Annotated in this window: 13 protein-coding genes; 8 read left to right on the top strand and 5 right to left on the bottom strand. The window is 58.4% G+C overall.

Going from position 1 to position 22,413, the window contains the following annotated elements; translation table 11 throughout:
* Positions 1 to 16 precede the first annotated feature (16 nt).
* From alg8 to yaaA, 3 genes are all read right to left on the bottom strand, one after another.
* Positions 17 to 1,498 carry a mannuronan synthase gene (gene alg8 / locus JFT66_RS09280; RefSeq protein WP_198859157.1) on the bottom strand — a complete coding sequence of 494 codons (1,482 nt, stop codon included), beginning with the start codon at positions 1,496 to 1,498 and terminating at the stop codon, positions 17 to 19.
* An 83-nt stretch (positions 1,499 to 1,581) separates the two neighbouring features.
* Positions 1,582 to 2,898 (bottom strand): nucleotide sugar dehydrogenase, encoded by a 1,317-nt coding sequence (locus JFT66_RS09275; RefSeq protein ID WP_034118790.1) that lies wholly within the window; start codon positions 2,896 to 2,898, stop codon positions 1,582 to 1,584.
* 916 nt (positions 2,899 to 3,814) lie between these two features.
* Positions 3,815 to 4,594: a peroxide stress protein YaaA gene (gene yaaA / locus JFT66_RS09270; RefSeq protein WP_034118213.1), complete on the bottom strand. Its 780-nt coding sequence runs from the start codon at positions 4,592 to 4,594 to the stop codon at positions 3,815 to 3,817.
* Positions 4,595 to 4,714: 120 nt separating this feature from the next.
* On the opposite strand from yaaA, the gene JFT66_RS09265 reads away from it, so the two are divergent.
* From JFT66_RS09265 to JFT66_RS09230, 8 genes are all read left to right on the top strand, one after another.
* Positions 4,715 to 5,839 (top strand): polysaccharide deacetylase family protein, encoded by a 1,125-nt coding sequence (locus tag JFT66_RS09265; RefSeq protein ID WP_198859156.1) that lies wholly within the window; start codon positions 4,715 to 4,717, stop codon positions 5,837 to 5,839.
* 339 nt (positions 5,840 to 6,178) lie between these two features.
* Entirely contained in the window at positions 6,179 to 7,573 is a 1,395-nt protein-coding gene (locus JFT66_RS09260) for a PhoH family protein (RefSeq protein WP_034118215.1), read from the top strand.
* Between the two features lie 310 nt (positions 7,574 to 7,883).
* Positions 7,884 to 11,612, top strand: coding sequence for an autotransporter domain-containing protein (locus JFT66_RS09255; RefSeq protein WP_198859155.1), 3,729 nt, complete (start codon positions 7,884 to 7,886; stop codon positions 11,610 to 11,612).
* Positions 11,613 to 11,727: 115 nt separating this feature from the next.
* Positions 11,728 to 12,201 (top strand): cyclic pyranopterin monophosphate synthase MoaC, encoded by a 474-nt coding sequence (moaC, locus tag JFT66_RS09250; protein ID WP_034118217.1) that lies wholly within the window; start codon positions 11,728 to 11,730, stop codon positions 12,199 to 12,201.
* A complete protein-coding gene (moaD, locus tag JFT66_RS09245) occupies positions 12,198 to 12,440 on the top strand; it encodes a molybdopterin converting factor subunit 1 (protein ID WP_034118218.1) in 243 nt (80 codons plus the stop codon). Before moaC ends, moaD begins: the two co-directional genes overlap by 4 nt.
* A gap of 2 nt (positions 12,441 to 12,442) precedes the next feature.
* On the top strand, positions 12,443 to 12,895 hold the full coding sequence (gene moaE / locus JFT66_RS09240; RefSeq protein ID WP_034118219.1) for a molybdopterin synthase catalytic subunit MoaE: 453 nt from the start codon (positions 12,443 to 12,445) through the stop codon (positions 12,893 to 12,895).
* A 203-nt stretch (positions 12,896 to 13,098) separates the two neighbouring features.
* Positions 13,099 to 15,114: a hypothetical protein gene (locus JFT66_RS09235; RefSeq protein WP_198859154.1), complete on the top strand. Its 2,016-nt coding sequence runs from the start codon at positions 13,099 to 13,101 to the stop codon at positions 15,112 to 15,114.
* Between the two features lie 61 nt (positions 15,115 to 15,175).
* Complete coding sequence (locus JFT66_RS09230; protein ID WP_198859153.1) at positions 15,176 to 19,918, top strand: RHS repeat domain-containing protein; 4,743 nt, start codon at positions 15,176 to 15,178, stop codon at positions 19,916 to 19,918.
* A gap of 62 nt (positions 19,919 to 19,980) precedes the next feature.
* On the opposite strand, the gene rhlB is transcribed toward JFT66_RS09230, so the two are convergent.
* Positions 19,981 to 21,447, bottom strand: coding sequence for an ATP-dependent RNA helicase RhlB (gene rhlB / locus JFT66_RS09225; RefSeq protein ID WP_034118222.1), 1,467 nt, complete (start codon positions 21,445 to 21,447; stop codon positions 19,981 to 19,983).
* Positions 21,448 to 21,543: 96 nt separating this feature from the next.
* A complete protein-coding gene (locus JFT66_RS09220) occupies positions 21,544 to 22,200 on the bottom strand; it encodes an alpha/beta hydrolase (protein WP_034118223.1) in 657 nt (218 codons plus the stop codon).
* Positions 22,201 to 22,413: the final 213 nt, after the last annotated feature.

The following is a 22,413-nucleotide window of genomic DNA, read 5'->3' as shown; positions in this document are numbered from 1 at the left end:
TTCAGGCTTGGCAGGGTCAGACCATCATCAGCAACACGGCAACGAAGATGCTGCCGGCGGAGAAGGTCATGGTCCGAGACGACCAGGTGTTGAACCAACGTTGAAAGCTGGCCAAATCGCGGGTCAGTTTGGTGTCCTGGCGGGTCCAGGACTGTTGATCAAGGCGGAAGAACACGTAGATCTTCACCAACGCGCCCATGATCTGGTTGTAATAGAGAATCGCCGGGTAGGCCGGGCCGATCTTGTGGCCGGAGCACGACAGCAGCAGGGTCAGGATCAGGCGGGTGATGCCGATCCACAGCAGGTACGCGAGGATGAACGCGCCGCCGTACTTGAAGGTGGCGATGATTGCCACGGTCAGGCCGAGCAGGGAGGTCCACATCGACACGCGCTGGTCGAACAGCACCACGCTGGTGAACAGGCCCAGGCGACGCACGCCCAGGCCGAGGGCGCGGGAGTTCTGGCGCAGGTTGTTGCCGTACCAGCGGAACATCAGCTTGCGGCTGGCCTTGATAAAGCTTTTTTCCGGCGGGTGTTCCACGGTATTGATCGCGGCGTCCGGCACGTAGAAGGTGTCGTAGCCCAGGCGCATCAGGCTGAACCAGCTGGACTTGTCATCACCGGTCAGGAACTTGAAGCGGCCCAGGCGCCAGTGTTGCAGCGAGTCGCTTTCCACATCGGCGATAAAGCCCGGGTCGGTGACCACGCTGGCACGGAACACCGACATGCGCCCGGTCATGGTCAGCACACGCTTGGACAAGGCCATGGAACACATGTTGATGTGACGCTGGGCGAAGCGCAGCTTGTGCCACTCGCTCATGATGTAGCCGCCGCGCACTTCGCAGAACTCGTTGGTGGTCAGGCCGCCGACATTGCCGAACAGTTGGAACCACGGCACGGTCTTGCGCACTACGCCCTCGGCCAGCACCGTGTCGCCATCGATCACGGCCACCACGGCGCGGTCATCCGGCAGGTGGCGGGAGATGGCACGAAAGCCAAAGGCCAGGCCGTCACGCTTGCCGGTACCAGCGATACGCACGAAGTCGAGCTTGACGTGGGCCGGCGGGTTCATCTTTTCCCAGAGGCTTTTCACCAGCAGCTCATCGGACATTTCCACCAGCGAGCAGACCACGGTGGTGGGGAAGCCGCATTCGATGGCTTCACGAATCACCGAGCTGTAGACCTGGGCGGTGGTCAGCGCGTCGATACGAAAGCTGGTGACCATCAGGAACACATGGGACGGGTCGGCGGCCTTGCCCAGCTTGCGCACTTTGCGGCGCAGGTGCGGGTAGACCACGTAGAGGAACAGCATGCCGCGAAAGAAATGCGTCGCACCCATCGAGTAACGCCAGATACCCACGGCGCCAATCAGGAAAATAAAATTCTTCGATTGCGAATCGAAGGTGCTCGCCGGCAACAGCAGGGCGAGACCCATCAGAAGGCTGAGGAACAACAGCCAGCCGGCTGCTTGCAGAAATACATGTTTTAACTTGGACATAAGCGTCATCCGGAAGGGGAGGAGGCTTCAGCCTGCAAGCGCTGGGGATAAAGACACTTGCAGCCTGAAACTTGCCGTTGCTGTTACCAGCAAATACCTTCAGTACGGCCGCTCACGCTGGTGGCCTTGGACATGAAGCCCACCAGGTCGACCACTTGCTTGCCATGCGGGGCGTTATGCGCCAGGGCACGGAATTTCTCGTCACGGTTACCGAGGATGATCACGTCGGAGTTGTTGATCACGGCGTCGAAGTCCGAGTTGAGCAGGGACGACACGTGGGGGATCTTGCCTTCGATGTAGTCTTTGTTCGCGCCGTGGACACGGGCGTACTCGACGTTGCTGTCGTAGATGCTCAGGTCGTAGCCCTTGCCGATCAGCATTTCCGCCAGCTCTACCAGCGGGCTTTCACGCAGGTCGTCGGTGCCGGCCTTGAAGCTCAGGCCCAGCAGCGCGATTTTGCGCTTGTCGTGGCTGGAAACGATGTCGAAGGCGTTCTGTACCTGGGACTCGTTGCTGCGCATCAGCGAGTTGAGCAGCGGGGCTTCCACGTCCAGGGAGCCGGCGCGGTAGGTCAGGGCGCGCACGTCCTTGGGCAGGCAAGAACCACCGAAGGCGAAGCCCGGGCGCATGTAGTACTGGGACAGGTTGAGGGTCTTGTCCTGGCAGACCACTTCCATCACTTCGCGACCATCGACACCGACAGCCTTGGCGATGTTGCCGATCTCGTTGGCGAAGGTGACCTTGGTGGCGTGCCACACGTTGCAGGTGTACTTGATCATCTCGGCAACGGCGATGTCCTTGCGGATGATCGGCGCATCGAGTTCTTCGTACAGCGACTGCAGGACATCGCCGGAGGCTGTGTCGAATTCACCGATGACGGTCATCGGCGGCAGGTCGTAGTCAGCGATGGCGGTGGATTCACGCAGGAACTCCGGGTTGACCGCAACGCCGAAGTCGACGCCGGCTTTTTTGCCGGAGCAGTCTTCGAGGATCGGGATCACCACGTTGGCCACGGTGCCGGGCAATACGGTGCTGCGTACCACGATGGTGTGGCGGGTGGTCTTGTCACGCAGTACAAAACCGATCTCGCGGCACACCGATTCGATGTAGTTGAGCTCCAGGTCGCCGTTCTTCTTGCTCGGCGTACCGACGCAGATCATCGACAGGTCGGTGTCACGAATGGCTTCGGCGAAGTTGGTGGTGCCGCGCAGTCGGCCGGTCTCGATACCTTGGCTCAACAATTCGCCCAGGCCTGGTTCAACGATCGGCGATTTACCCGCATTGATCAGGTCGATCTTTTCCTTGGAGATGTCTACACCGACCACTTCATGGCCACGGGCAGACAGGCAACCGGCGCAGACTGCACCCACGTAACCTAGACCAAATATGCTGATACGCATCGCATTTACCTCTTTGTCACTGAAGACGTTGTTAATCATGCCAATTAGATGGCCGGAGTTCATGTTTACAAGCGTCACTGATGCCGCGAAAGTTGGGCGAATAGACGCCGACTTACCGCGTGCAGGCATGTTTAATAGTGAGTGACTAACTATTGCACTCAAGTTGTGCGCAACGTGGCCTTATTATTGGGGCTTGCCCTGAAATGCAGCCGGGCTTCCTTGGCGGAAGGTTCCGGCGCCAGTGTCGCAGGGCTTTGATACAGGCTATAAGCCTTTTGATATCAATGCCTTGGGTTGTCACACTGGCACATTTAGGTCAGCGCTGCCGTGGCCTATAGGGGTTGGCAATGAGTCCTTTTTGCCACCCTCAACTCAATCAGTTGATGATATGACCATAGAGTCAAAGTGTTTTATGACAACTTGACTACTTCCGTTGGTCGCTATGTAAGTCATCTCTTACGTAAACAGAGAATTTCGTTACCGGTGGTATGAGGCGTGCTTCAAGACGAAGTTCCTGGCCGCTCATCCTGTTTCTGGAAATTTCTTGAAATATTAGAAAAGATGGCACTGGTACTATATTGATAGTACTTGCTACTTAGGCCAGTAGTTATGGGGAGTTGGTGCGAGGAGATAGTTTTGTGCCACTACTGATTAAAAAAAGTGGTGCCACTACGAAAAAAACCGACGAGTGTCGAGTGAAAAAATTGTTAGAGATGTGTCTTGATGTTTTTCTGGCGCCAAATAAATGACGATTCGTGATTTGGAATACAAGCAAAATATGGGAGGGGGCTTGCTCCCGATAGCAGTGGGCCAGTCATTGAAGTATTGGCTGACCCACTGCTATCGGGAGCAAGTCGAATCGTCGCACCGCCCCTCCCACATTTGGAACTCATGGCCTGGATGAGATGGGCAGGCCTTATTCCGGTGCGTGATCGCGCAAGAACACCAGGTTATCCGGCTTGGACTGCTCCGCATTGAAGCGATAACCCTGCACATCGAACTGCTTGAGCTTAGCCGGATCGTTGATGCGTTCCTCGATCACAAAGCGGCTCATCATGCCCCGGGCCTTTTTCGCGTAGAAGCTGATGATCTTGTACTGGCCGTTCTTCAGGTCCTTGAACTCGGTGTTGATGACCCGCGCATTCAGCGCCGGGCGCTTGACCGCCGAGAAGTACTCGTTGGAAGCCAGGTTGAGCAGCACGTCATCGCCTTGTGCGGCCAGTGCTTCATTCAACCATTCGCTGATACGCGTGCCCCAGAAGGCGTAGAGGTCCTTGCCACGGGCGTTGGCGAGCTTGGTGCCCATCTCCAGGCGATACGGCATCATCAGGTCCAGCGGGCGCAGCAGGCCATACAGGCCCGAGAGCATGCGCAGGTGGTCCTGGGCATAGCTGAAATCGGCGTCGCTGAAGGTTTCGGCGTTGAGGCCGGTGTAAACATCGCCCTTGAACGCCAGCAAGGCCTGCTTGGCATTTGCCTGGGTGAAGGCTGGCGTCCAGCTGCCGAAGCGGGCGGCGTTGAGGCCGCCGATCTTGTCGGATACGTGCATCAACTCGCTGATTTGCGCCGGGCTCAGTTCGCGCAGCTGTTCGATCAGCGCCTGGGAGTGGTCCAGGTATTGCGGCTGGGTGAAGCGCGCAGTGACCGGCTTTGACTCGAAGTCGAGGGTTTTGGCGGGGGAAATCACCATCAGCATGAAGTTGGCTCCTGTAATCGTGGGCGAGATTCTAGGCGGTAGGGCGTTTTGACTCCACCTATGATGGCGATAGATGCGATCCGCTATGATGGCCGGCAACTCTGGAGAGGGAGACCCTGTGTGCGATTAGCGCTTTTATTGTCGGCTTGCCTTATCTGCCTGAATGTCCAGGCGGCGCCGGTGGATGTGGCGAGCCTGGACCGCAACACCTGGCCGGAAAAACTCAGCAGCCCGGCGCTGTTCGATGTGGGTTCGCGGGCGGAAATCCTGATGTTTGCCCACAGCCTGCTGGCCAGTGAGGCCCAGGACGAAACTGCGCTCAAGCAGCGGCTGGGGCTGAAGATCATCAACCTGGCGGCTATCGACGACCTGCGTCGCCAGCTGTGGCAACGGCTGTTGGAGAACTATACGTTCGCCCAGCAGAGCTGCGAGGAAGACGCCTCGTTCTGCTACCTGGTGGAAAACATGGACGATCTGCGTGAGCAGGCCGGCAAGTTCGAGGTCAGTGACAACTCCTTCTATATAGGCTGGGCCGGCCCCAGTCGGCACTTCCATGAGCGTTATCTCGATGAACTGCTGCGCAAGGCTGCGCTGTTTCCGCAGATCAGCAGTGAGGTGGCACGCTTTGGCGATCATGAGCGCAATGGCGACGAGCTCAACGACCGCATGTTCCTGCTGACCTTCGACGGTGGCCCGGCGCCGGTTGGCGGCAATACTGACTGGCTCACCGACTACCTGCGCAAGCAGAAGATAAACGCCACGTTCTTTGCCCTTGGCAGCAGCCTGCAGACCCGTGTGGAGCGCAGTTCTGCCGCCGATGTGCAGGCGCTGTACCAGGGGCAGTGCGTGGGTATCCAGGGGTGGGAGTATCGGTCCCATAGCCATTGGGTCGAGTGGCAAAGCTCCATCACCCGCAGTGCCTCGCTGGTGCAGCACCTGATGCCGGAAAACTATGTGCCGCTGTTCCGGCCGCCTTATGGGCAGCGCCGTGCAGACAGCCAGGGTTTTTTCCAGCAGCAAGGTTTGCAGGTGGCGTTATGGGACATCGATTCCCAGGACGAGCCGGGCAAGCTCAAGGCCGATGAGTCGGCGCAACGGGTGCTGACGCTGATGCTGTTATGGCGCAAAGGCGTGATTGCGTTTCACGACACCCAGGACAAGGCGCGGGTGGCATTACCGAGGGTGTTGCAGGCTACGGCGCAGAGTGGCTTGGGCTGGCAGGAGTGTCGCGAGGCATTTCGATGAAGTGCCCGGCCCTGTTGGGGATGAGGGGTTTTCGGGGTGATTTGCTGCGACATTTCGATGCAGGCGGACTTCCGACTTTAACGGGGTGGCTGGCACTCGGCTAGTGCTATTCGTCATCCTGAAAAATAAACTTCAAAAAAGCGTCAAAGTGCTTTTTCCTGTCATGGGTTTTGCGGTATTACGAAGTCAGATCGCCGAACCCTGCAACACAGGTGGCGTCTTCCAAGACTCCTCATGTGGGCACTGCACTTGACGTCACTCAGGTGTGGTCGGTGGTCGAATCGAGGCGCAGCACCGCCCAGGTATTGCGTCGACTGGCTCCCACAAAGGTGACCGAGTATGGATGATCATGGACGTAACCCTTCTTCCGACCAGCCAATCCTTTATGTGCTTGATACCAACGTATTGATCCACGATCCAAACGCACTGCTTAACTTCGAAGAACACCACGTCGCCATCCCGATGATCGTGCTTGAGGAGCTCGACAAACTCAAAAGCGGCCACCACAGCGTTGCCGCCGAGTGCCGCCAGGCCATCCGCCTGATCGACAAGACGTTGGGCGAAGCCTCGCCCGAGAACGTTGAGCTCGGCGTGCCGATCCAGCGTGGCAAGAGCGGGCCCAAGGGTTTGCTGTCGATCCTGATGAGCAAGCGCAGCGAGCCCAACAGCCTGCTGCCGGAAAACCTGAACGACAACAAAATCATCAACCAATTGATCGACCTGCACGCTCGCGACAAGGACCTGCGCGTGGTGCTGGTGACCAAAGACATCAATATGCGCCTCAAGGCACGAGCGTGTGGGATCGCTGCCGAGGACTACAGCACCGACCAACTGGTCGACGACGTGTCGATGCTGTCCCGTGGTTATCACATGATGACCGGCTCATTCTGGGACCGCGTCAGCAAGGTCGAAACCCGTCAGGACCACGGCCGCACCTGGCATCAGGTGCAGCTGATCGACAACTTGCCAGCCGTGCATATCAATGAATTCATCGTCGACGAGCAGGGTTTCGTGGGCTGGATCAAAGAGATCCAGGTCGACAAGCTGCTGATCCTCGACCTGCATCAGGAACCCCTGTTGCACCAGGAAGCCTGGGGCCTGAAACCGCGTGATATCTACCAGAGCCTGGCGCTGTATGCGTTGCTCGACCCGGACATCCACCTGGTCAACCTGACCGGCGCCGCAGGCTCGGGGAAAACCATCCTCGCCCTGGCTGCCGCCATCGAGCAGACCATGGTGACCAAGCGCTATCGCCGCATCATCGCCACCCGCAGCGTGCAGGGCCTGGACCAGGAAATCGGCTTCCTGCCCGGCACCGAGGCGGAAAAAATGGAGCCGTGGCTGGGGGCGATTACTGACAACCTCGAAGCCTTGCACATGGATGACGAAAACACCCATGGCAGCGTCGACTACATCCTCAGCAAAGTGCCGTTGCAGTTCAAATCCCTCAATTACATCCGAGGTCGCAGCTTCCAGCAGAGCCTGATCCTGATCGATGAATGCCAGAACCTTACCCCGCACCAGATGAAAACCATCATCACCCGTGCCGGCGCCGGTTCCAAAGTGGTGTGCCTGGGCAACCTGGCGCAGATCGATACCCCTTACCTGTCCGCGACCAGCTCCGGGCTGACCTACCTGACGGAACGCTTCAAAGACTTCCCCAACGGCGTGCACATTGCGCTGCAAGGGGTACCTCGTTCGATCCTGGCCGAGTATGCCGAGTCCCACCTGTAACTACCCTTAAACTAACAAGTGGCTAAATGCCACGAACCACCCCGGATTTTTCACGAAATCCGGGGTTTTTGTTGTGTGCGACATTTGCCTGCGATAACGCGCCCTGGGTGCTTGTGGTTTTTGTAATTATTTTGTTACATTTTTCTCGCGGTAAAAACTATAAGAACACTGCGTGACCCCGTCGGAACACCACCTCCTAGATTCGACGAATGTTTAGAAGACCTGCCTTAGGGTTTTCAACGTGACCCTGCCTATTACAAAGCCCGAAACATCGCTCATTGACGACGCACATCTCCAAAGGGAAAGGAAAATGGACGTAGCAGGTAATGGCTTCACTTTGTCGCAACGCACGCGCGCCACTCGTTTCAAGCAGATACCCCTTACACCCATCGCACTCGGCCTGGCCCTATGGCTGGGGCAGGGCTCGATGGCGTGGGCCGATGACAATCCTTACACGTCACAAGTATTGGAATCGGCGTTCAGGAAAGCCGTCGCGTCATTCGGCCCCGACACCGACGTGTACAAAAACCTGCGGTTTGCCTACGCGGATATCGTCGACCTGGCGGCCAAGGATTTCGCCGCCCAGTCCGGCAGGTTCGATTCGGCCCTCAAGCAAAACTACGAGCTGCAACCGGAAAACCTCACCATCGGCGCCATGCTCGGCGATACCACACGGCCGCTGGATTACGCCTCGCGCCTGGATTACTACCGCAGCCGGCTGTTCAGCAACAACGGTCGCTACACGACCAATATTCTCGATTTCTCCAAGGCCATCATCGCCAACCTGCCGGCTGCCAAGCCTTACACCTACGTAGAGCCGGGTGTGAGCAGCAACCTCAATGGGCAGTTGAACGCCGGCCAATCCTGGGCTGGGGCGACCCGTGACTGGAGTGCCAACGCGCAAACCTGGAAGACCCCGGAAGCCCAGGTCAACTCCGGCCTGGACCGCACCAACGCGTATTACGCCTATGCCCTGGGCATCACCGGCAAGGGCGTGAATGTTGGTGTACTGGACTCGGGCATTCTCACCAAACACTTCGAGTTCCAGGGCAAGAATGCCCAGGGCCAGGACCGCGTGCAGGCGGTGACCTCCACGGGTGAGTACTACGCCACCCATCCGCGCTACCGTCTTGAAGTGCCCAGCGGCGAGTTCAAGCAGGGTGAACATTTCAGTATCCCTGGGGAATATGACCCGGCGTTCAACGATGGCCACGGTACGGAAATGTCCGGTGTGCTCGGGGCCAGCCGCAACGGCACCGGCATGCACGGCATTGCCTTCGATGCGAATATCTTTGTCGCCAACACCGGCGGCAGCGACAACGATCGGTACCAAGGCTCCAACGACCTCGATTACAACGCGTTCATGGCCAGCTACAACGCCCTGGCGGCAAAGAACGTGTCGATCGTCAACCAGAGCTGGGGGCAAAGCTCGCGCGATGACGTGGAGAACCACTTCGGCAATGTCGGCGACAGCGCCGCGCAAAACCTGCGGGACATGACCGCAGCCTATCGCCCGTTCTGGGACAAGGCCCACGCCGGGCACAAAACCTGGATGGACGCCATAGCCGACACCGCACGGCAAAACACCTTTATCCAGATCATCTCGGCGGGCAACGACAGCCACGGTGCCAACCCGGACACCAACGCCAACCTGCCGTTTTTCAAGCCGGACATCGAAGGCAAATTCCTCTCGATCACCGGCTACGACGAGACCAGCGCCCAGGTCTACAACCGCTGCGGTACCTCAAAGTGGTGGTGCGTGATGGGTGTGTCGGGTATCCCGTCCGCGGGGCCTGAGGGTGAAATCATCCCGAACGCCAACGGCACCTCCGCCGCGGCGCCGAGCGTCTCCGGCGCCTTGGCCCTGGTGATCCAGCGCTTTCCCTACATGACCGCCAGCCAGGCGCGGGACGTGTTGCTCACCACCTCCAGCCTGCAGGCGCCGGATGGTCCGGACACGCCAGTAGGCAACCAGACCGGTGGTCGAACCTACGACAACCTGCAACCGGTGCACGACGCCGCGCCGGGCACGCCACAAGTGCCAGGCGTAGTCAGTGGCTGGGGCTTGCCCAATCTGCAAAAAGCCATGCAAGGGCCAGGACAGTTCCTCGGTGCGGTGGCGGTGGCCTTGCCTACCGGTACCCGCGATATCTGGGCCAACCCGATTTCCGATGAGGCCATTCGCGCTCGCCGCGCAGAAGACACTGCCGAGCAGGCCACCTGGTCGGCCACCAAGCAGCAAAAGGGCTGGCTCAATGGCCTGCCCGCCAATGCCTCGGCCGATGACCAGTTCGAATACGAGATCGGTCATGCCCGGGAGCAGGTGACGCTCACCCGTGGCCAGGACCTGCTCACCGGCGCCACCTACGTCGGTAGCCTGATCAAGTCGGGGGATGGCGAACTGGTGCTGGAAGGCCAGAACAGCTATTCAGGCAGCACCTGGGTGCGCGGTGGCAAATTGTCGGTGGACGGCGTGTTGACCTCTGCCGTGACGGTGGATGGCAGCGCCGTGGGCACGCGCAATGCAGATAACGGCGTAGTGACCACATTGGGCGGCACCCTGGCTGGCAACGGCACGGTAGGCGCCTTGACCGTCAACAATGGCGGGCGTGTGGCGCCAGGGCATTCGATCGGCACGCTACATACCGGCGATGTGACCTTCAACCCGGGCTCGGTATATGCCGTTGAAGTCGGCGCCAATGGCCGCAGCGACCAGATCCAGAGCAGCGGCGTGGCGACCCTTAATGGCGGTGTGGTGAATGTGTCCCTGGAGAACAGCCCCAACCTGCTGTCCGCCAGCGAGGCGCGCAGTGTGCTGGGCCAGCAGTTCAGCATCCTCAGCGCCAGCCAAGGCATCAATGGCCAGTTTGCGGCGTTCGCGCCCAACTACCTGTTCATCGGCACGCAACTCAACTATCAACCTAACCAGTTGACCCTGGCGATAGCGCGTAACCAAACCACGTTCGCCAGCGTCGCGCAAACCCGTAACGAGCGGGCGGTGGCGACGGCGGCCGAGACACTGGGCGCCGGCAGCCCTGTATACGAAAGCCTGTTGGCTTCGGATTCCGCCGCCCAGGCACGGGACGCGTTCAAGCAACTATCAGGGCAACTGCATTCGGATGTGGCGGCGGCGCAAATGGCCGACAGCCGTTACCTGCGTGAAGCGGTCAACGGCCGTCTGCAACAGGCCCAGGCGCTGGACTCCAGCGCGCAGATCCAGGCCAGCGACAACGGTGGCTGGGTGCAACTGCTGGGTGGGCGTAATAACGTCAGCGGTGACAACAATGCCAGTGGCTATTCCTCGTCCACCAGCGGCGTGCTGCTGGGCCTGGATACCGAGGTCAGCGGCGGCTGGCGTGTGGGGGCGGCGACCGGTTATACCCAGAGCCACCTCAACGGCCAGTCGGCTTCGGCGGACAGCGACAACTATCACCTGTCGATCTATGGCGGCAAACGTTTTGACGCCATTGCCCTGCGCCTGGGTGGCGCCACCACCTGGCACCGGTTGGACACGTCGCGGCGGGTGGCGTATGCCAATCAGTCGGACTATGCCAAGGGCGACTACGACGCGCGCACCGACCAAGTGTTCGCCGAGATTGGTTACACCCAATGGAACCTGCTCGAACCCTTCGCCAACCTCACTTACCTGAACTATCAAAGCGATTCGTTCAAGGAGAAAGGCGGCGCTGCGGCCTTGCACGCCAGCAAGCAAAGCCAGGACGCGACGCTTTCTACATTGGGCTTGCGTGCACATACGCAATTGCCGATCAGCTCCACCTCGGCGGTGACCTTGCGCGGTGAATTGGGTTGGGAGCATCAGTTCGGTGATACCGATCGCGAAGCCTCGCTGAAGTTTGCCGGCAGCGACACGGCCTTCGCCGTCAACAGCGTGCCGGTGGCGAGGGACGGGGCGGTGATCAAGGCCAGTGCGGAAATGGCCTTGACCAAGGACACCCTGGTGTCGCTGAACTACAGTGGCTTGCTGTCCAACCGCGGTAACAACAACGGCATCAACGCCGGGTTTACCTTCCGTTTCTAACCCTGGCGGTTGTGGGTAAAGGGGTGCATTGCACCCCTTTATTTATGGGATAAACAGCCCTGCGCAAATTTGACCCACGGGTTTACAATTGCCGCTCCTGATCAGGAGTATCCCTGTGCTGACTCATCTCGATTCCCAAGGTCGCGCCCATATGGTCGACGTCACCGACAAAGCCGTGACGTTCCGTGAGGCGGTGGCCGAAGCGCGGGTGCGCATGTTGCCCGAAACCCTGACAATGATTGTCGACGGCGCCCACCCCAAGGGCGACGTGTTTGCCGTGGCCCGTATTGCCGGGATCCAGGCGGCGAAAAAAACCAGTGATCTGATCCCCCTGTGCCACCCGCTGATGCTCACCGGCGTCAAGGTCGAACTGCGCGCCGACGGTGTCGACAGCGTGCATATCCTGGCGCGCTGCAAACTCTCCGGCCAGACCGGCGTGGAGATGGAAGCCCTGACCGCCGCCAGCGTCGCGGCGCTGACGATCTACGACATGTGCAAGGCCGTGGACCGTGGCATGACCATCGAAAGTATTCGCCTGCTGGAAAAGCTTGGCGGTAAAAGCGGGCACTTCAAGGCGGATCAGGTATGAGCATCAACGTGTTGTTTTTTGCGCGTTACGCCGAAGCGGTAGGCTTTGACTCTCTGGAGATGGAGGGCGATTTCGCCACCGTCGAGGCTGTGCGCCTGGCGTTGGCCAGCGACCCGGATTTTGCCGTACTCAACGAACCTAGCCTGATGTGCGCCCGCAACGAGGAACTGTGCAGTCTCGATGAGCCAGTGCATGCCGGCGATGAAGTCGCCTTCTTCCCGCCCGTGACCGGAGGCTGATCATGGCCATTCGTGTGCAGGTCGAAGCCTTTGATCCCGGCGCTGAAGTCAACGCCATGCACGCGGCCAATGTTGGCGTGGGCGCGGTGGTGAGTTTTGTTGGCTATGTGCGCGACTTCAATGACGGCCGCGAGGTGTCGGGGATGTTTCTGGAGCACTACCCCGGCATGACCGAAAAGGCTTTGGCCAAGATCGCCGTCGAGGCTGAACAGCGCTGGCCGTTACTCAAGCTGGAGGTGCTGCATCGCATCGGTGCACTGGAACCCGGTGAGCCGATTGTGTTTGTCGCGGCGGCCAGTGCTCATCGCCAGGCGGCGTTTGATGCGTGTGCGTTTGTGATGGACTACCTCAAGACGCGGGCTCCGTTCTGGAAGAAGGAAAATACCCCGGATGGTCCGCGCTGGGTCGAAGGGCGCAAGAGTGATGACGTTGCTGCTGAGCGCTGGAAGTCCTGATTGCTTCAGGCAATCTTGCATGTAAAGACCCCGGTTATATTTCAAATGAATATATAAAACTGTCAGTTCTGACAGTTGTTTCACCTATCCCTTGCAGGTTCTGATGGCGTCGAGGAATAGCGTTGAGTTTAAGGCGATGATCTCGCTGACCCGCTCATTGCTGTGACATTGACGCAAGTCTGGCTTATCGAAGGGGTCGGGAAATGGTCGCGCATTCAAGCAACATTCGTTTGTCGGGTTTGAGTATCGGGTTTGCAGGCAGGACGGAGGCGGCGAATGGGCTCTATGCTAACGGCCGCCATCAATGTGAAGTTGTTATTGACGTTGTCAAAGAGACACGCGGCCCAGACGGCGAGTGGATAGCTACGCCCTTGACTGATGAAGAGCGCGCCAGTGTGACGGTGGTGGAGTGGTCGGAGCACGACACTCAAACGCTGACACAGGGGTGGAGTTGCGATGCACAAAGAAATGAATTCGCGCTCGGGCTGTGGCGCGACGGATCAGCGCAGGAACATCAAGACACTGAAGTTGATGCGTGGGTTGATCATACGCAGGGGGAACGTATCAGCCGTTATTTACGCTGTGATCCGGATGCCCCTATCGGGCCGGCCGTATTGATGGCGCGGGCTGTGATTGATGGCGTTGTTTATACCTCTCAGGGTTCGACGAATGGAATTGCGTTTGAGTCTACTGTGACTATCAGTTCCGTTGCACCCTTGCAATTGGGTGTGGCCGATCTTGAACTATTTATGGATGCGGCGGCTTACTTTTCCGATGGCGATGATCGTACAAGAGTGGATGTTTATTACTGGACGCCACCGGCGGGGATAAGCTTTGTCAAGAATATAGGTTTTGATATTCCGCTTGGGATACCCGGTGAAGGCAAAGACTTCCATAGCACATTCATTCATCAGAATCCCCTCGAGTCAGATACCAACAAGGCCGGAACATTTATAAATAAAGATGATCCCGATTCACTCCTGTATCTGAATGAGATTCACGAGGGCTTGCCCGTACCCTCACCAAATCCTCTCGTCAGATTTAATGAAAGACCTACTATTATGCGTGCGATCCGATTGAAGTCAAAATTGGTCGCTGAAGGTCGCGATACTAAAAGTGCCTGGCGGTTATTGGATAACTACGGTACGGAGCATAGGTTTTTCCTAGCGCCGGCTACGGGTGTGGTACCGCCAGGTTTTCCTTATTTGCTATTGAAAGATACGCTGGTTCAGCCGCGCTTAAGACTCACGCACTTTGAAATTAAGCTACCCAACGGCGGGGTATCAACGAATGAGCTTTATGCCAATGGCCGTCATCAATGCAAGGTTGTCGTGGAGGTTATTGCCGAACAGATGCAGCCGGACGGAAATTGGGCGGCCATCAGATTAACGCAGGCACAGCATAACAGTCTGACAATTACGCGCTATTCGGCGAATGTTAATGAGCCGTTGCCCCGGGGCTGGAGCTGTGATCACGTGAAAAATATATACGATGCCGGCCTTTGGAATGCAGCCAGCGAAGAGGGCGAGCAAAATAAAAGTATCGTAATGGAGGTAAGGAGTTCCGATATTCAAATGGAGGTGGTTGACCGCTACCTGCGCTTGGATGCAAATACTCCTATCGAGGATATGAGATTTATGGCTTCTATTAACGTGGGTGGGGTCACGTATACGACTAACTACACGAAAGAGGATGTTCAGTTTGACTCATATATAAGTATTCGCGCAGTACAACCTTATAGATTGTTGGCGCAAAATCTTGTCGGTCACGTTGATGTCAGTGCTTATAACGATGATAAATGTGATATTGATGTCTATTATTGGGTGCCGCCGAACGGTGTGCGATTTATTGTAAATAGAGGTCTTAGTGCGTTTTTGTCGGTTGATTACGCCGGGTTGAATTTTCGTGCGTCTTACGATGTTAAAGACGGTCAGGGAGCATTTAATAGGGCTGGCATAGTGGTGAATAAAGATGTTCCCAATCCATCGGTGTTGTTAGCGGATATTTTTACTCGTCCTCCCAATGCCTATCAAAGATATGTGAGGTTTGACCGGTACCAGACAATTATGCGAGCCGTAAGATGTCGTGGGAAATACAATACGCAGTTTATGAGGGATTCCCGCGCCCAATGGCGCCTATGGGATAACTTTGGCTGCGAACACGTTTTTGGTTTTGGGCAAGCCGACTCGGGAAATGTTATTAATTTGATTGACGGTTAAGGCAAATGTTTCTCACGGTACTCCCATTTTTGTCTCGTTATTTTAGTCGGCGAGTTTCGTTATGAATGTCTACTCTCAGGCTTTTAATTTCAGTTCCTACCTCGGCGGCGCAGTAGACCCGCGTACCGGCCAATACGGTTGCCAGATTCACTTGGCAACTCTCTACCCTCAAGGCCCGCTGGAGGTGAGCAGAAATATCGCGCTGTCGTTCTCCATGATGAATCCCGAGTCGGGGGTCTATGGCACTGGTTGGCGCATCAGCAATACCGAATTCGATGTCGCCCGTTCGCGCCTCACGCTGCTCAGCGGCGAACAATTCAAGACCCAGAGCCTGCCCGACGTGGGAGGAACACTGCTGATCAAGGACCGCAAGCTTCAGGACCTGGTGGTCAAGAGGCCCGATGCCAATACGCTTCATGTCATCTACAAGGACGGCACCGTTGAGATATTGAAGCGCTCCAGCAGTAGCCGGCCTTATCGTATTGACGCCATCCAGTTTGAAAACGGTGAATATTTCAAATGGAATTACGCCGATGGCGGATCACTGTTGAGCATTCTCGATCACAACCAGCAGGTATTGCTGGAGCTGACTTATACCAGTGGCCGCCTGGTAAGAACTGATACACGTGTCGATGGCGGGCGTTATGCGCGGATCTTCTTCAACCAATCCAATGGTCGGCTCACCGGTTTCACTACCCCCTATGACAGCCGCGAACTGCCGCCCAGCGCAAGCTATGTGTTGGAGTATGGACAAGCCTTTCGCAACGGCATGATCGCTATCAAACGAGTGCGCCCACCGATGGGCGGTGACGAGTTGATCAACTACGCTGAAAACGGCCATCAATATGCCAATGGCCAATACATTCCCCGTGTGACCAGTTGGGTACGAACACCCGGTGCCAACCAGCCCGGCATGTCCCGAACTTATGCTTACAGCTCAGGCCGCAATTTTACCGGTTACCCCTTCTCGGGCGGCTTTCGTGAAGGCGAAGACAATCTGTACCTGGTGGGCAGTGCCTATGACTACTGGACGGAAGAGACTTGTATCGACAGCGCGACCACCCATGCAGTGGTGAGTGTCACCCGTACCACCTACAACAAATATCATCTGTTAACCCAAGAACTGGTACAGCGTGAAGGCACCCTGACCAAGACGCAGATCGAATACAACGTGAAGCCTGGGCTCTTTCCTGATCAGCCGTGCAATCTGCAGTTGCCGAGGGTCATCACCAAGTTCTATGAGTTGGTTGCCGGGGGGGCGGTACGCCAGGAGGTTGTGACGGTCAAGACTGATGACTACGCCAACGTACTCAGTCGCACCGAGTCTTCGGGGGTCATAACTGAATACGACTACTATCCGGCTGGGGGGGAGGTGGGGCTGTGCCCTGCCGAACCCCATGGGTTATTCCCGCGTTTTGTGAAACAGGAACGAACGATCCCGGTTGGCGGCGAGCCCGCGGTGAGGGTCACCGACTACACCTACACCTCATTACCGACACTGGCAGATACTCACTTTGTGCTGGAGTTGACGAGCACGCAGGCTGGTCGTGTCAGTGCGCAGAAAACTTATCAGAACACGCCGGGCGATTTGGTCCTGCATGGTCGGCTGCTGACAGACACCAGCACTGTTGAGGGGCACGTGCTGGTGACCGAGTTTTCCTACGAACAGCGTGGCGATGCGTTGTCTGAAACCCGCCGTTTGCAAGGGCGTGAGGGGCAGTGGCTTGACTCGGTCAGTGTGATCTCGCTGATCAACCGGCGCCAGCTCTCGATGTGCGGGGAGGGTGGCGCAACCTTGGCGGTGCAGTTTGATGTCGCGGGGCGATTGACGACGGAAACGGCCGCCCCGGGTAAGCCGGAGCAGGCCGAGCGCAGTTATGTCTATCAGTTTGCAACGCCAACGACACGCGCCAACCTGGTGACCACGGATGCCCAAGGCAGAAGTATCGTCACTTACTATGACGGGGCGGGGCGGCCTGTTGCCGAAACCTTATTGTTGGACGGCGATTCACGACAGGAACAACCGCTGGGCTCCTGGCGTTACGACGCTCTTGGGCAAAGGGTGGAGGAGGTCCGTGTGGATTACTTGCCCGATGGTGAACGTTTCTTGACGACGACCTATGCCTATAACGCATGGGGTAACACCAGCCGTATCGACCGTGCCGATGGCAGCGTGTTGATCGACGAATACGACCCGAGGCTCCACTGCCGTGTGACAGGTGTCGAAGGCGGTGAACGCCTGGAAACCTATCTCAATGAGCATCAACAACCGGTGCTGGTAAAGCGTGTGGACAGCCTCGGGCAGGTTACGCAAGTGGAGTCGCGTACCTATGACGGCCTGGGGCGTTGCCTGTCGCGGCTGGACGTGGGGAATAACCGTACCGAGTACTTTTATGACCTGTTCGACCGAGTGGTGCGTACCCTTGAGACGCCCGCGGATGGCAGCCCGGCGCGGGAAAAAGTGATGGTTTACGCCCCAGGTACCAGCGAGCGGTTGGTGCAAACGATCCGTGTAGACGACAAGCTGGTGGGGTCACGCACCTACGACAGCCTGGGCCGGTTGACGCGTCAGTCCAGGGGGACGGCGCCGGCGACCACTTGGCAGTATGAGACCAATTGGGCAGAGCCCGTCGCTATCGTTTCTGGCGCGGGGCATCGCCAGCAATGGTCCTATGCCAAAGAACTGGGGGTGCCCGATGGGGTCAAGATGGCAGGGCACACAGGTATCCAGTACCGCCATGACCCGGTCAGCGCGGCTCTGAAAAATTCAGAGAACGGCGCCCTGAAACATGAGTTGTTCCACGACCTGAACGGCTTCCCGGAGAAAGAGGTGCAGACGGTCACCGGTGCGCCCATGATCGCGCAGTATGGTTATTCGCTCGGTGGGCGGCTGCTGCATCACACCGCGGATGACGGTCTGCGCAGCGTACTTGAATATGATGACCAGGGACGTTTTCGCCAGATGGTTGCCGGGCCGGTCATCGTTGAGCAGCGTTATGATGCGCTGGCACGCCCTGACGTGCTGACCACCCGCTACGACAATACGCAACTGGTCACGCGGGTCACCTACGACACATTGGGCCGCGAGGCTGAGCGGCGCCTTGAACAGAATGGCGTGCTGCTGCACATCATGACCAGCACCTATCATCCCGACAGCCTGCTGGCGAGCCGTACCCTGCGTGACGCCAATGCGCAGATGGTGATCGGCGAGACCTTCACCTACGACGCCTTCTCGCGCCTGACAACCTACCGCTGTGAAGGGCGTGAACACCCCCAGGATCACCTGGGGCGCGATATAGTCGAGCAGCGATTTCGTTTCGACAGTCTTGATAACATTACCCGCGTGATAACGGGTTTCGCTGGCGGTACACAGGACATCAGTGAGCGTTTCTTCACCGACGCAGACCCTACCCGCCTCACTCGCCTGACCCACACCAACCCGCCGAAGAAATACGACCTCACCTATGATGCCGCGGGGAATGTGACGGGGGGAGCTTTGGGCCAGATCTATACGTACAACGGCTTTGACCAGTTGACCCATGTGCAGGCGGGGGCGCAGGCATACAGTTACCAGTACGACGCGCAGTTTCGCCAAGTCGTGGCGGCCCGTGGCGACGAAACGCCGGTGGCGTTGGCTTATACCGATGGTCGTCTGGATACCTTGGTGGAGGGCGCAAGAACACTGCGTTATTTCAATGCTGGCGGGCAGGTGCAGGCCCGCACCGGCGGTGTCGAGGGGCCTCAACTTCATGGCAACGATGCGGCGGGCTCGGTGCGCGGTGTATCGGCGCCGGGGCAGGCGCATATGCGCCGTCATTACTCCCCGTATGGTGATGGGCATGTTGTGCCGAATGACGGCGAAGTGCGCTCGATGGCCGACCTGCAATTGCCGGCGTTTAACGGCGAGCGGTTGGATGCGGCGGTCGGCCTATACCCTTTGGGCAATGGCAGGCGCGCCTACGACCCGCGGCTGATGGTGTTTCTCTCGGCGGATCCGCTGGCGCCTTTCGAGGAGGGCGGGATCAACAGTTATGCCTACTGTGCCGGTAACCCGATCAACCTCATGGATCCGAGTGGGCTGTGGCCGACGTGGTTGAAATGGGCGTTGACCGGGGTTTCGCTGGCCTTGTCGGTTGTGGCGTTGGGCTTCGCAGCTGCTGGGCTCGCAGCCGCCGTGGGTGCGTTGGCAATCACGGGTAAGGTGCTAGCCGTTGTCGCTACCTCGGCGAGCACCATAGGCGGTACGCTGGGGATCGCTGGGCTGGGAATCGAGGCGGTCGACAAGCAAATGGGCTGGGACCGTTCGCAGCACATCAAGAACCTGAGCTGGGCGTCTTTCGGGTTCTCCACAGTCGGGGTGGTTGCCGCTATTGGTGTCTCGGTCACGGCGGGGGCGATTGCCGTTAACAATGCGGTGTCCCAATCCAACTCAGCGCTCTCTTTCTCAGAGCGCTTTATCGTGGGCCTCTCGGCGGCCGTCAAGAACGCTATAGGGGTGACCTATAAGTTCGCTGACAAACCTGGCATAACCATCGTCAGCCAAACGTTCGGCGGTACTCGCTCGGTATTGAGATGGACCAACTTCGGTCGGGGCCTGGAGTCGCGAATCAACAGCCTGCAACCTGGGTCAACCCCTGAGGCCGACCGCGAAGGAGCCCCCGTCTCCCAGCAACCGCAGCCGCAACCAATGAACCAGGGGCTGGTGGACATGCTCGGCAGCAGTGCGTATTTCTATGGGGCGTTTCGCCGGGAGGCAATGCGTATTCGCCAGCCCATTCTGAGTCAGCTGGCGCGCCAGGCTTAATGGATCAGCCATAAAAAATGCCAGTCAGGTTTGGCTGACTGGCATGAGCCCACAGGTCAAGCTTACGGCCGCTTGCGCTCCACCGCCCGCAACAAATGCGTCGGCGGTGTCTCGCAGCTGATCTTGCGCCCCAGCAGCGTCTCGATCGACGGCAACTGATACGAGTCATCTTCCCCGGCAAAGCTGATCGACACACCCGCAGCCCCCGCACGCCCGGTACGGCCAATGCGGTGGACGTAGTCGTCCGGCACTTCCGGCAGGGTGAAGTTGATCACGTGGCTGATGCCGTCGATGTGAATGCCGCGCCCGGCCACGTCGGTGGCCACCAGCACGCGGATCTTGCCTTCGCGGAAACCTTCCAGGGTCTTGATGCGCTTGTGCTGCGGCACATCGCCCGACAGTTGCGCGGCGTTGACGCCATCACGAACCAGGCGTTCTTCAATGCGGCGCACTTCGTCCTTGCGGTTGGCGAATACCATCACGCGCTCCCAACCGTTGTCGTTGACCAGGTTGTAGAGCAGCTTGTATTTGTCGGCACCGGCCACGGCGTAGATGTGTTGCTCGACGTTTTCGCTGGCGACGTTCAGTGCCTCGATCTCGACGATGGACGGGTCGGTGGTCCACTGCTTGGCGAGGTTCATCACGTCTTCGGTGAAGGTCGCGGAGAATAGCAGGGTCTGGCGTTCGTTTTTCGGCGGGGTCTGGCGGATGATCTGGCGCACTTGCGGGATAAAGCCCATGTCGAGCATGCGGTCGGCTTCGTCCAGCACCATCACTTCGACCATGTCCAGGTGCACGTCGCCGCGCTGGTTGAAGTCCAGCAGGCGGCCCGGGGTGGCGACCAGGATGTCGCAGTGGCGGGCTTCGAGGTGCTTGAGCTGTTTGTCGAAGTCCATGCCGCCGACGAACGTCATCACGTTGAGGCCGGTGTACTTGGTCAGGTCGGCGGCGTCCTTGGCGATCTGCACCACCAGTTCGCGGGTGGGGGCGATGATCAGGGCACGTGGCTCACCCATGTAGCGTTCTTTCGGCGGCGGCGTTTGCAGCAGTTGGGTGATGATCGAGATCAGGAACGCGGCGGTCTTGCCGGTACCCGTCTGGGCGCGGCCGATGGCGTCTTTGCCCGCCAGGGTGAAACCCAGCACCTGCGCCTGGATCGGCGTGCAGTAGGGGAAGCCCAGGTCCTGGATGGCGTGCATCAGTTCCGGGGCAAGTTTGAAGTCGTGGAAGCGGGTCTTGCCTTCCTGGGGTTCGACGACGAAGTCTTCGAGTTTCCACGGGGTCACGGGCGGCTTGGGCGCGCGTTCGCGGCGTGGCTTGGCCACAGGCGCCGGGGCGATCTCGGCGGGTGTTGCCTGTTCAGGCGGGGTCACCGTGGTTTTTTTCGGTGAGGCGGCCGGTGCGGTACGGCCGGGCTGTTGACCGTCATGGCGGTTGCCGGGCTTGGGGGCAGGGGCACTGGGAACAGGCGCGAGCGGCTCAGCCTCGCTTTTGCCGAACATCTTCTTGAGTGCTTTGAGCACGGTCATCTCATTAATTGGTTAAGGAATGTACGCCGGCCAGTGTAATGCAAGAATCGGGCGCGGCGTAGTGCGTCTGTCGTTCGGCTACATAAACGCCGGTTTTCAGCCCAGGCGGGTGGTCAACCAGGCGCCGATATCGCGTATCTCTTCGGGTAACACTTGGTGCCCCATTGGGTATTCCTGCCATGTCACGGTGACACCACGGCTCTTCAAGTGCTCATAGGCGTTGCGGCCCATGGCGTTCTGTACGACGTCGTCGAACTGGCCGTGCAGGCAGAGGGTGGGGATGCGCTGCTGGCTGGCGGACAATTGCAGCTCATCGTCAAAGGTCGGCGCATAAGTGGAGAGGGCAATCACGCCGCCCAGTGGACCTTGCCATTGTTTGTACGCGGTGTGGAAAACCACGGCGCCACCTTGGGAAAAGCCTGCGAGGAAAATTCGCGAAGCGTCTATCCCGGTTCTCTTCTGTGCCTCGATCAAATCCATGACCATTTTGGCCGAGGTTTCCAGTTCTTCCAGGCTGATAGAACGGGCCGGGCTCATGGCCTTGATGTCGTACCAACTTGGCATCTCGTAGCCGCCGTTGATGGTCACCGGGCGCATCGGCGCCTGGGGCAAAACGAAGCGGGTGGTCAGCAGGCTTTCCTGCAGCGCCTCGGCTACCGGCAGGAAGTCGTAGCGATCAGCACCCAGGCCATGCAACCAGATAACGCAGGCGTCTGCGGGCTTGGCGGGCTGAAGAATCAAGGGTTCGGTCATGTCTGCTCCATATATGTGCGAGCGCTCCGATTGGGGGCGTCGGAACGGTGCGCTACAGGTTGATCTGTTAAGAGAATGTCGCAAGGTTGAATCTTTTGCCAGTGAGCCCGGGTTGCAAGTACTCGGCCGGCACTCTGGTACGCGCCTTGCTATGTGTAGGTCGATGTCAGAACTATCTTAGGACGGTAACACTATCAGTGACTGCCGCTCCGG

It is taken from the genome of Pseudomonas sp. MF6755 (assembly GCF_016405635.1).
Taxonomy (GTDB): Bacteria; Pseudomonadota; Gammaproteobacteria; order Pseudomonadales; family Pseudomonadaceae; genus Aquipseudomonas; species Aquipseudomonas haemolytica.
The sequence above is the reverse complement of the archived record's forward strand: the minus strand, read 5'-3'. Positions and strand labels throughout refer to the sequence as shown.